This window comes from uncultured Bacteroides sp. (assembly GCF_905207245.1).
Taxonomy (GTDB): domain Bacteria; phylum Bacteroidota; class Bacteroidia; order Bacteroidales; family Bacteroidaceae; genus Bacteroides.
Genome location: NZ_CAJLKP010000058.1, coordinates 26399 through 38273 on the forward strand (window position 1 = coordinate 26399; position 11875 = coordinate 38273).

At 45.3% G+C, this 11875-nt stretch carries 10 protein-coding genes and 1 pseudogene; 5 read left to right on the top strand and 6 right to left on the bottom strand.

Annotated elements, in window-relative coordinates; all coding sequences use genetic code 11:
* Positions 1–7: 7 nt before the first annotated feature.
* A pseudogene (locus tag QZ135_RS16705) lies at positions 8–112 on the bottom strand (IS982 family transposase); the annotation flags it as partial.
* A complete protein-coding gene (locus tag QZ135_RS16710; protein ID WP_294611767.1) occupies positions 113–1123 on the bottom strand; it encodes an ATP-dependent 6-phosphofructokinase in 1011 nt (336 codons plus the stop codon).
* Positions 1124–1319: 196 nt separating this feature from the next.
* On the opposite strand from QZ135_RS16710, the gene QZ135_RS16715 reads away from it, so the two are divergent.
* Entirely contained in the window at positions 1320–2837 is a 1518-nt protein-coding gene (locus QZ135_RS16715; RefSeq protein WP_294611770.1) for a GH3 auxin-responsive promoter family protein, read from the top strand.
* Between the two features lie 177 nt (positions 2838–3014).
* Here QZ135_RS16715 and QZ135_RS16720 read toward each other — a convergent pair whose 3' ends face one another.
* Positions 3015–3896 (bottom strand): DUF3078 domain-containing protein, encoded by an 882-nt coding sequence (locus QZ135_RS16720; protein ID WP_294611773.1) that lies wholly within the window; start codon positions 3894–3896, stop codon positions 3015–3017.
* A gap of 119 nt (positions 3897–4015) precedes the next feature.
* The gene (mnmA, locus tag QZ135_RS16725) at positions 4016–5068 is read right to left on the bottom strand and encodes a tRNA 2-thiouridine(34) synthase MnmA (RefSeq protein ID WP_294611795.1); all 1053 of its coding nucleotides are present in this window, start codon (positions 5066–5068) and stop codon (positions 4016–4018) included.
* 111 nt (positions 5069–5179) lie between these two features.
* On the opposite strand from mnmA, the gene QZ135_RS16730 reads away from it, so the two are divergent.
* From QZ135_RS16730 to cysS, 3 genes are all read left to right on the top strand, one after another.
* Positions 5180–5719 (top strand): DUF5034 domain-containing protein, encoded by a 540-nt coding sequence (locus QZ135_RS16730; protein ID WP_294611777.1) that lies wholly within the window; start codon positions 5180–5182, stop codon positions 5717–5719.
* Positions 5720–5737: 18 nt separating this feature from the next.
* The gene (locus tag QZ135_RS16735) at positions 5738–6535 is read left to right on the top strand and encodes a hypothetical protein (RefSeq protein WP_294611780.1); all 798 of its coding nucleotides are present in this window, start codon (positions 5738–5740) and stop codon (positions 6533–6535) included.
* Positions 6536–6699: 164 nt separating this feature from the next.
* A complete protein-coding gene (gene cysS, locus QZ135_RS16740; RefSeq protein WP_294611783.1) occupies positions 6700–8175 on the top strand; it encodes a cysteine--tRNA ligase in 1476 nt (491 codons plus the stop codon).
* An 87-nt stretch (positions 8176–8262) separates the two neighbouring features.
* Here cysS and QZ135_RS16745 read toward each other — a convergent pair whose 3' ends face one another.
* The gene (locus QZ135_RS16745; RefSeq protein ID WP_294611786.1) at positions 8263–9807 is read right to left on the bottom strand and encodes a sulfatase; all 1545 of its coding nucleotides are present in this window, start codon (positions 9805–9807) and stop codon (positions 8263–8265) included.
* A gap of 253 nt (positions 9808–10060) precedes the next feature.
* Complete coding sequence (locus tag QZ135_RS16750) at positions 10061–11278, bottom strand: glycoside hydrolase family 88 protein (protein ID WP_294611789.1); 1218 nt, start codon at positions 11276–11278, stop codon at positions 10061–10063.
* A 155-nt stretch (positions 11279–11433) separates the two neighbouring features.
* Here QZ135_RS16750 and QZ135_RS16755 point away from each other — a divergent pair, with 155 nt between their 5' ends.
* Positions 11434–11838, top strand: coding sequence for a hotdog fold thioesterase (locus QZ135_RS16755; protein WP_294611792.1), 405 nt, complete (start codon positions 11434–11436; stop codon positions 11836–11838).
* Positions 11839–11875: the final 37 nt, after the last annotated feature.

Below are 11875 nucleotides of genomic sequence, written 5' to 3' on the forward strand. Positions count from 1 at the left end.
AGATAACTCAGAACAAAACAAGTTGCCTGTCATTGTTAAAACTTGCATCAATGGCAGGCTTCTTATCAAAGAAACAGTAAGCAGCAATGGCTGAAAGAGCATTGGCTATAAATTACCCGAAACAAATCCCCATCCTTCTCCCCTGCACCACCAGGTCGTGGTCTTCTGTCACTAATTTCAGCTTACCGGCTATCTCCGCCAGCGGGGCAGACGAAATTTCATCCCCTTGCAGGGTAATCATCCTGCCGAACTGCCCCGTCGCAATAAGTTCCGTAGCATGTCCCCCCATACGGGTAGAGAGATTACGGTCGAAAGGTGTAGGCGAACCACCGCGCTGGATATAGCCAAGCACCGTTTCACGGGTTTCTATACCCGTCTCGTACTCTATCTCCTGAGCAATATACTCGGCGGCACGTTTTCGTCCATCCGTCTGTATGCCCTCGGCAACCACTACGATGGAGTAAGGTTTTCCTTTCTTCAGGCGGTTCAGGATCGTCTCTCCTATATTATGGATATTATAAGGAATTTCGGGTATCAGAATAACATCACCCCCGCCGGCCATGCCGGAATAGAGTGCAATCCAGCCAGCCTTATGCCCCATCACTTCAATCACCATCACCCGCTTGTGCGAACTGGCGGTAGAGTGCAGACGGTCGATGGCATCCGTGGCAATGCTGACGGCAGAGTCGAAACCGAAAGAAAAGTCTGTTCCCCAGATGTCGTTGTCAATGGTCTTAGGCACAGATACTATGTTCAGCCCCATTGCAGCCAGTTTTGCAGCAGTCTTCTGCGTACCGTTACCACCGATACAAACCACGCAATCAAGCCCTAATTCCTTCACATTCTGCTCAATCAGTGCCGGCTTATTAACATCAGAAATCACTCCGTTCTTCTTGAAAGGCTTCTCGCGGGAAGTGCCGAGCATCGTTCCGCCCAGATTTAATAAACCTGACAAAGACTTATCGGTAAACGACTCCACATCTTTCGTCAGCAACCCCTGAAAGCCACTATGAATGCCTATCACTTCCATCCCGTAATGGTTGATTGCAGTTTTGCACACTCCACGAATGGTGGCATTGATGCCGGGACAATCGCCCCCCGAAGTCAAAATACCGATTCTCATAACTATATATCTTTTAGGGAACAAATTAACAAGGCTTCAGGAGACAAAGAAAGTTGTCTATTCCTCTTGCCAACTGGTCAACTTGTTAACTTGTCAACTGAATACGTCCGTAAAGATAGAAAAAAAAGAGAAAAAAGATAGAGAAGCCGATAAATAAGATTATTTTTGCGCAACAAAATAGTTTTAACTAAGAGAGATGAATATCACAACATTGTTGAATAAGGTGTATTTTGCCCCTCGCCTAAGAAAAATCGACTTCTATGCTAACCGCGCAGGAGAGCTACAGCACAAGGTGCTGAACCGTCTGGTGGGTATGGCCGAAAATACGGAATGGGGAAAGAAATATGATTATAAGAACATCCACACTTATGAAGATTTCAGAAAACGCCTTCCCATACAAACCTATGAAGAAGTTAAGCCGTACGTAGAACGCCTGCGTGCAGGAGAACAGAACCTGCTCTGGCCATCGGAAATACGTTGGTTTGCCAAGTCTTCGGGTACAACGAACGACAAGAGCAAATTCCTGCCCGTCAGCAGAGAATCGTTGAATGATACTCATTACCAAGGCGGCAAAGATGCAGTCGCCATCTATTTGGGACAGAACCCCGATAGCCGTTTCTTCTCCGGAAAAGGCTTGATTCTGGGCGGAAGCCACAGCCCCAACCTCAATTCCAGACATAGCTTAGTAGGCGACCTTTCTGCCATCCTGATACAGAACGTATATCCGTTGGTGAATTGCGTCCGCGTCCCAAGCAAAAAGATTGCTCTCATGAGTGACTTCGAGAGCAAGATGGTGGCTATAGCCAACAGCACCATTTCGCAAAATGTAACCAATCTGTCCGGCGTTCCTTCATGGATGCTGGTACTCATCAAGCATATTCTTGAAAAGACCGGTAAACAATCCCTGGAAGAGATATGGCCTAACCTGGAAGTTTTCTTCCACGGTGGCGTTGCCTTCACTCCTTACCGTGAGCAATATAAAGAAGTGATTCGTTCATCCAACATGCACTATGTGGAGACGTACAATGCTTCCGAAGGGTACTTCGGCACACAGAACGATCCGAACGACCCGTCTATGTTGCTGATGATTGACTACGGAATCTTCTACGAATTCATTCCTCTGGAAGATGTGGACAAAGAAAATCCGCGCATTTACTGTCTGGAAGAAGTAGAAGTGGAAAAGAATTATGCATTGGTCATCTCCACCTCCGCCGGCCTGTGGCGCTACATGATTGGAGATACTGTAAAGTTCACGCAGAAAGCCCCGTATAAATTTGTCATCACCGGACGTACAAAGCACTTCATCAATGCTTTTGGGGAAGAGCTGATTGTGGATAATGCAGAAAAAGGTCTGGCAAGGGCTTGCGAAGCTACCGGAGCGCTGATTTCCGATTATTCGGCAGCACCTGTATTTATGGATGCCAAGGCTAAATGCCGCCACCAATGGCTGATAGAGTTTGCCCAGATGCCGGATAATGTAGAAAAGTTTGCTAAGATATTGGATGACACCCTGAAAGAAGTGAACTCCGATTACGAAGCCAAACGCCAGAATAACCTTGCCCTGCAACCGCTGGAAGTGATTATTGCCCGCAAAGAGCTGTTCCATGACTGGTTGGCACAGAAAGGGAAACTGGGCGGACAACATAAAGTGCCACGGCTGAGTAATACAAGGCAATATATTGAGGAAATGCTGGAACTGAATAAAGTCTCCTGAAACACATCCCGATTCTCCACACCGTATTGCCAATATTTTGCCAAGCCTGTGGCAAAGTTTTGCCATCGAAGTGGCAAAGTCTTGCCATCACGGTGGCAAAAGTCTGCCATCGAAGTGGCAAAACATTGGCAAAGTAACGGGAATGATTATCCCATTGAAAGCATACTCACACGCCTATCAGAAGTTATAAGCCAGCCCTATCCCTAATATCTCCTTGAACTGCACCTTCGGTCCTCTCTGAGTGCCATCATCTTCAAAAGTCTTCACATCGTTGTCATACTTCAGAGTCATATTCAGCGTTGCAGACAGCACTTTATTGATTTTCATACTGACAAGTACATCCCAGTTGACATCCACATTGCCAAAGTCTTTACTATAGGGAGTGAAGAAGTCGGCAGTAGTTATCAGATTCACATTCTCCATGACGGGCAGTTCGGCACGAGCTTTCAGGAAAGCACCGGCTTCAATCTTGAAGTGGTCGCCCGGGTCGACACCGAAGGAGCCCAAATCCGAAAGGTAATCATCAGACACAAAGGTCATCTTGGTAGAGACAGGCGAGAGGAATACGGAATAATTACTTTTAGGACGATATTCCATACCTAAGGCAACATTAGAATAAGCCGGAGCAAAGAAATCAGATATGTAGTGGCTCTTGTCCGGATAATTATATCCTTTGGCAAACTGGGTATTCAAATCTGCCATAAGCGTATAATACCAAACTTTAGTGGCCTCATACCCCAACTGAGTAGATAACCCTATCTTGTCGGAACTCTTTCTCATCCCTTGCGATTTTGTCTTCGACAGACCATAATCCAACACCAGGTTCGTCACCCATAACCAGTTTCCGTTCTTATGTGTCAGTGAACCATTCAGGTAAGCATTTCCGGCGATAGAGTTTTCACCACCGGCAGACCAGTTCGACATAGCAGTTTGCGACATGTTAATACCTGTCACACCTTTCAGCACCCAAGCTCCTTCTTTATATCCCTTATCGTCCGTTTGGGCAGAGACGATTGTTGCCATAGCGGCAAATAGTATCATCAAATATATACGTTTCATACGGTAGTTCTATTTTAATTGTTTCACAAAATCAAGACGTCTTTCTATTACAAACAGAGTAAACTATTTTTTTGTTCGGAAACAAATAAGGTAACACTAAAAAGAATAGTGATTAGAAATTATATAATGATACCTCCTCCAAGCAGCAGTCCTGCTTCGTCATAGAATGCGGCTGCCTGTCCGGACGCAATAGATTCGAGTGGTTCGTGGAGTTGTACATGGAGATAATTCTCTTTTGTCCGGCTGACTGTACAATGGTTTGCTTGCTTACGATAGCGGATTTTGACGATTACATTTTCACGATGAAGCAGCCGGACGTCATCTACCATATTCCAGTCTTTCAGCAACATTTCGTTTTTGTATAGGGATGAGAGAGGGGCGAGTACTACTTCATTCGTTTCCTTTCTGAGTTCTTTAACAAAGACAGGACGATTCAGATGAATGCCCAGACCCCTGCGCTGCCCTATCGTATAGAAAGGATAACCCTCGTGCCAACCTAAGAAATCGCCGCTTTCATCGAGAAACCTGCCTTTTCCCGGCAATAGTTCCGGAGAGACTTCACGGAGCAGAAAAGAGCGGTAATCCATTGGGCAGAAGCAAACACCCAGACTGTCTTTCTTCGTTGCTGTCCGCTCGAAGCCTCTTTTAGCGGCATAAGCACGCACTTCGCTCTTTGCCCAGTCGCCCATCGGGAGAAGCATACGTTCCAGAATATCCTGTTTCAAGCCCCACAGGAAGAAAGTCTGGTCTTTGTCGCGGTCGGCAGCCGGGGCTATAAAATAGAAACCATCTTGGAAGACTTTACACACATAGTGTCCTGTCGAAATCCAATAAATGCCCATTTCATCGGCAATCTTTGCCAGTAGAGGCCATTTCAATTCATTATTGCAGAGGGTGCAAGGCACGGGAGTACGGGCAGAAAGATACTCATGGATAAAATAGCTGATAATGTGTTCACGAAACAACACACGGGCATCATAAATGATATGCGGAATGTTCAGGCGGCAAGCAAGGCGGCGGGCATCTTCCAGATGTCCTTCAAAACCTTCCGAATCGTAGAAACGAAACGTAACTCCGGTTACCTCATAACCGGCTTCCTGCAACAACATGGCAGCAACAGAACTATCGGTGCCACCGCTCATACCCAACAACACAGACTTATCAGACTTCATGAGCACAAAAGTAAGAATTATTTCTTCGAAAAAAAAGATGATATTTACAGACTTTATCATACCTTTGCTTTCCAATGTATTGAAAGTAAATCACATAAACAGCTACTCAACATGAAAAGCCAACACACACTCTATGCCGGACTATGCACGTTATTCCTCTTGACTGCAGCCATGTGCTGCGAAGAAGGCGCCATTGAAGAAATCAATGAAATATCAAACATCGAGCTGTTACAATATGACAATTCCGGAGAATATCCGGTGGTTATTGAAAACGATCAATGCCCCAAAGAGGCTTATTTAATACGTATCACCCCAATCTACGAAGTGTGGTCTGACATAAATATCCTGAAATCTCCGATCATTGCTTTCCGCATCATCACATTAACAGATTTCAATGAAGACTACCCTGCAGGAAGCGATATCTACAACTTATTCAAAGAGTACCCTGCAATATTATTAGGAGAGAATTTCAATAGTCCTGCCGATGACAGTCTGCAAGAGGGAGAACCTATCACCAGTTTAGGAACAGGCTCTTTCTACAAGGTTTTACTAACCCATCCGCAGTCCGGAACCTATCAATTCCGCGTTGAATTGGAAATGAAAGATGGAAGCCTGGTATCAAAAGAAACCGACCCTGTTCTCCTTTATTAAATCTAAAATAAGGCTTCCATGAAAACTATATATTACACCTTAATATGTTTCACATTATTTGCCGCAGAATCCACACAAGGTTATGCACAAAAAGAAACGGCACGAAGAAATGAACATTTCGTCGACCTTGCTTTTGGGGCTGAACTCAATACATCTTCGTATAAGAGTGCTATAGGCGAGATTGCCTTTCAAGGTAAAAAACGGGCATTCGTGAGTATGCTAATGAGATACCAGTATTTCTTCCATAAGCACTGGGGAGTTTCTTTGAGTTTAAACTCCGGTGATTGTTCTCCTTATTCTACAGAAAGATTAATGAGCAAAATGGAAAAACAACCACTCCCCTATTATTATACCTACAACGGCTCCTTGACTGACGAAGACTCAATGCAGAGTACTTATACCATAGGAGCAATGTATCGCCAGGATATAAAATCATGGAGTTTCAGACCCTACATGGCCCTCGGTTGCGCCCTATACTCTGCTGCAAATACAATAGACTACCTTTGTAAAGAGGAAGGGAACAACCAGGTAGAACAGGTTAAAGTCACCTTCGGTAATGGCAAAAGGACTCAATCCGGATTTTGTTTCTCTCCCGGCATCTATATCTCCAAAGCAATAGCCCGTATCGTATCCCTGACAGCAGACCTTTCTTATACGGTGCACACACGAAAATTCACAGCCCACTATCAGCGAAGCAATATATACACCCAGGAAATTCTGGAACAATACAGCGTAAAAGAAACATCGGGAAACTATCTGAGCCTGAAAGTAGGACTGAGTATCCGATTTGCAAGAGATAAAAATGGTCGTAATTAGTTTATACATTAAAAGTATCTGTCATGTAGATAATCAAAAAAGTATTATACCGGAACCAACCACCATACTTATCAAAAACATTAGCAAGAAATAAATAAAAGAACTTATTATCTTATGAAATTGTTGTAACTTTGTGCTTTTAAATGAATTAAATATCAAACGTTATGGAACATCAACTGACGATTTACAACACCTTAGATAGGAAAAAGGAGTTATTCGTGCCTTTGCACGCTCCACACGTAGGGATGTATGTCTGCGGTCCTACCGTTTACGGTGACGCGCATCTGGGACATGCACGTCCTGCCATTACCTTCGATTTGCTTTTCCGCTACCTCACCCATCTGGGATACAAGGTGCGCTACGTGCGCAACATCACCGACGTAGGCCATCTGGAACACGATGCCGACGAAGGCGAAGATAAGATCGCAAAGAAGGCCCGTCTGGAACAGTTGGAGCCGATGGAAGTGGTGCAATACTACGTAAACCGCTACCACAAGGCTATGGAAGCGCTCAACGTACTTCCGCCCAGCATCGAGCCTCATGCTTCGGGACACATCATCGAACAGATACAGCTTGTCAAGGAAATCCTGGACAATGGCTATGCTTACGAAAGCGAAGGTTCCGTCTACTTTGATGTAGAAAAGTATAATAAAGATTATCATTACGGAAAGTTGTCCGGACGCAATCTGGATGATGTACTGAATACCACCCGCGAACTGGACGGACAAACTGAGAAACATAATCCTGCCGACTTCGCCCTGTGGAAGCGCGCCCAACCGGAGCACATCATGCGTTGGCCCTCTCCGTGGAGCGACGGTTTCCCGGGCTGGCACTGCGAATGTACGGCTATGGGTAAGAAATATCTCGGTGAGCACTTCGATATTCACGGTGGCGGCATGGACCTAATCTTCCCTCATCACGAATGCGAAATCGCACAATCGGTAGCGTCGCAAGGCGATGATATGGTGCACTACTGGATGCACAACAATATGATTACCATCAACGGACAGAAGATGGGTAAATCCTATGGCAACTTTATCAACCTGGATGAGTTCTTCAACGGCTCGCACAAATTGCTGGCACAGGCCTACAGTCCGATGACCATCCGCTTTTTCATCCTACAGGCACACTACCGCAGCACGGTGGACTTCAGCAACGAAGCCCTGCAAGCAGCCGAAAAGGGACTGGCACGACTAATGGATGCCGTGAACGGATTGGAAAAGATTACCCCGTCCTCCAGTTCCAGCGTAAACGTTAAATCGGTGCGTGAAAACTGCTACGAGGCCATGAATGACGATTTGAACACTCCTATTGTCATCGCCCACCTCTTCGATGGTGCCCGTATGATAAACAATATCATTGCAGGCAATGACACCATCACTGCCGAAGACCTGAAAGACCTGAAAGAAACTTTCCATCTCTTCTGCTTCGACATTCTGGGACTGAAAGAAGAAAACGACTCGAACGAAGAGCGTGAAATTGCTTTCGGCAAAGTAGTGGACATGTTGCTGGAACAACGCATGAAAGCGAAAGCCAATAAGGACTGGGCTACTTCCGACCAGATTCGTGACGAGCTGACTGCTCTTGGTTTCGCCATTAAAGATACAAAAGACGGTTGTGAGTGGAAACTGAATAAGTAAATTGAAAATTGAGAATTAAAAATTGAAAAATACTATGCAGCATGACTGCGCAGCATATTTTTCAATTTTTAATTCTCAATTTTCAATTTAATAAGTTATCATGTCAGAAAGAATACGTTCCTTATACCAGGGATCATCTATTGCTTTCAACTCTTTACCCATCTCACGACAAAGCTCTGCAACAATCTCCTGATTCTCTTCCAACGGAAGATTATTCATCTGGTAAGGGTCTTTTTCATCATCAAACAACAAAGTTTTCTTCAACTTATGGTCTTTCTTATCAATGAAGAAGGCCAAAGTATAACGTGCTGTCTTGTATCCTCTTGACGAAGGGAAGTAAGTCTGCACTTTGCCCTCCGCATCTTTTTCTCCATCCAGATTCTGAATGTACAAAGCACCGCCTGGACGTTCAATTTCCGCCTTTTCATCGAAGAAAAGAGGTGCCCAGTTGCGTCCCTGTACATTGGTAGGGATAGAATCGCCAAGACCACATAAGCCCAAAACCGTTGGCATGATATCGGGTGCAGACATCAGAAGATTATCCACACGCGGCTGGATATGTCCGGGATAACGCACCAGGAACGGGATATTCATAGACTCGGAATAGGGGGAGTTCTTCGGGTCGTCCGTAAACTGGCTGCACATGGTTTCGCCATGGTCGGAAGCAAAGATAACGATTGTATTCTTATCCAGGCCCTGTTCTTTCAGCGTCTCCAGTATTTGCCCGAAAGCACGGTCCACACCGGTGACGGAAGCAAAATAATAACGGACGCTCTCCGCCTTCTCACGTTTCTTGTCCGCATTAGGACGGATGAGCAGGCTGTCCAAAGGCTGGTCTTTATACAGGTTGAAGTCCTCTTCCATACAATCGTCCAGCGAACGGTACGGGCTGTGAGGCGGATTCATGCCCACCATAATGAAGAACGGCTTCTTCGGGTCGCGTATGTTCCCCTCGTTTTTCAGATAGGAAACCACCATGCCGGATTCATGCAACGGCGACCATTCCTTCGGTTCATGGCGTTCTCCTTCTGTGTCCCAGTAATGGGGATTTTTATGCTCGTCGAATGTACCGTAAGAATACCAGTAGTTGAAACCATGACGGCGTTCTTTAGGCGTATAGGCATCCCACGCAGGCACACGGTCTTCTACATACTGACCGGGGCGTTGCGGGTCGTTCGGCGTTGGGAAATCGGCATGCAGTTTACCAAAGTAAGCACAATCATAGCCCGATTTGCTGAACACATCGCCTATGCAGTCCACATCATCGCGCAAAGAGCTGATGGGGCGGCTTGAATTGCAATTCAAAGGTACACCGCTCTTGTTGGGATACATACCCGTCAGTAGCATGCCACGGTGGGGGCTACTTAACGGACAGTTACTCTGAGCCGAACTCAATACCAGTGCTTCACGGGCAAAGTTATTCAGGTTGGGTGTATGCACTGGGTCGTTGCGGAAGTTCACCTTGTCGCGAAACCCGTCTTGTCCCCAGAATTCCATTGCCTGATTGCGGTACTGGTCGGGGAAGACATAAATAACATTTGGAAGTTGCGCCTGCTCTTCCTGCTGAGTTTTGCAGCCTTGCAGGGCAAACAGGCCCAAGCCTCCCAAAAACAAACTAAACCGATTTATCATTTTATCTTTAGAAATTGTTTTAAAATGATAAATGAAAATTTAGCAACTTCTTTCTGATAGTCGATAGTATCTGTCATCCTGAGCGCAGTCGAAGGATCTCTTCTCCTACTTATATAGCGCAGCTTTATGCCGAGAGAGTAGATCCTTCGACTGCGCTCAGGATGACAAATAGTCCGTATATCAATAACCTATATAATCGCTAAATTATCATTTACACTTCAATATGTATATTAAAATAAAGTCTCTATATTCCTCAGAAGAGCTTCTTATTAGCTTCCAAGTCCCTTTTGCGCATGATTCCTTCCAGGAAGTAGTAGTCTGCATAGTTCAACGGAACATCAATCTCGGCACCATGAGGTATACTACCTACGGAGTGCATCAGGATGAAGTTGCCATTTGTTCCTACTTCGGCGCGATAGGTGGGAGAACCGAGGCTTTCCATTATCTTATCTGCCGTTTCCTTATAGTTCTTGCCGGGGATGTAGGTACTCAGTTCATACAAAGCGGATGCCGTACAAGCTGCTGCCGAAGCATCACGAGGTTCGTTCGGGATGTTGGGAGCATCGAAGTCCCAATACGGAATAAGGTCTTCGGGAAGGTTCGGATTATTGAAGATGAAGTTATAAATCTTCTCTGCCATATCCAGATACTTCTGGTCGTGAGTATAACGGTAACACATGGTGTATCCATAGAGTGCCCATGCTTGTCCGCGTGCCCAAGCGGATTCGTCGGCATAACCTTGTGCAGTCTGTTTCTTACGTACTTCACCGGTCACGGGGTCGTAATCCACTACATGGTAGCAACTGTTATCAGCACGGAAATGATTCTTCATCGTTGTATCGGCATGTTTCACAGCAACATTATAATAGGTTGAATCGCCCGAAAGTTTGGATGCTTCGAACAACAGTTCCAGATTCATCATATTATCGATGATAACCGGGCATTTCCAGCCACGTTCGGCCTGCCAACCTTTATCGGCATCCCAGGATTGCAATACGCCTGCCGCCGGACGGAAACGGGTGGAGAGTGATTTGGCTGTTTGGATAACTACGGGTTTATATTCCTCTTTATTGGCAAAGCGATATCCGTTGAGGTAACTGCTGCCAATCATAAAGCCTACGTCATGATGCCAGGTGAGGTATTGCACAGAGTCCAGCGCTTCGGTATACTTCTCAGCCAATGGCAACCATTTTTTATCGCCTGTCAGTTCATACGTATACCAGATATTGCCGGGGAAGAAGCCGGAGCACCAGTCATCAATGGGCACATAAACAATGCTACCGTCTTTGTTGATGGTTCTTGGGTTCAGGATTTTCCCTGATTTCTCGATAATGTCAGTCTGGATAGTTTCTTGTGCCACCGCATTATCAATATTCTCCTGGATGAAGTTGTTCTCAGCCTGCTTTTTCTGACCTGTGCAACTTGCCAAAATAAGGAGAGATACTCCCAATGTCATGAGGATTGTTTTCATAATAATGATTTGTTTATTAAAGTTTCGTATTCTTTCAGCAGCAAATGTAGCGCAGATTTACAGAAAAGACCCTCACAAATTATCCAGTAAAAGGGTAAAATTGTTACATTTGCGCATAAATCATACAGATTGAACTTTTTAAACCTATCAAAAACATGACTCCACAAGATTTTTTTAAGAAAGACCTCTTTGCAGAACAAACCGGTGTAGAATTGCTGGAAGTGCGCGAAGGGTATAGTAAAGCACGCCTTGTTATCACAGAGAATCATCTCAATGCAGGACATCGTACACAAGGAGGCGCTATTTTTACCCTTGCCGACTTGGCACTGGCTGCCGCAGCCAATTCGCATGGCTCATTAGCATTCTCCCTTTCTTCCAATATCACCTTTTTGCGTGCCAGTGGTCCGGGCGATACGTTGTATGCCGAAGCACGCGAACGATACATCGGACGTACTACCGGATATTATCAGATAGACATCACCAACCAAGATGGAAAGCTGATTGCTACGTTTGAGTCCAGCGTATTCAGAAAGGGAGACTCGTTGCCGTTCAGCGTATAGAGTTACGAGTTACGAGCTACAAGCTACGAGCTACAAG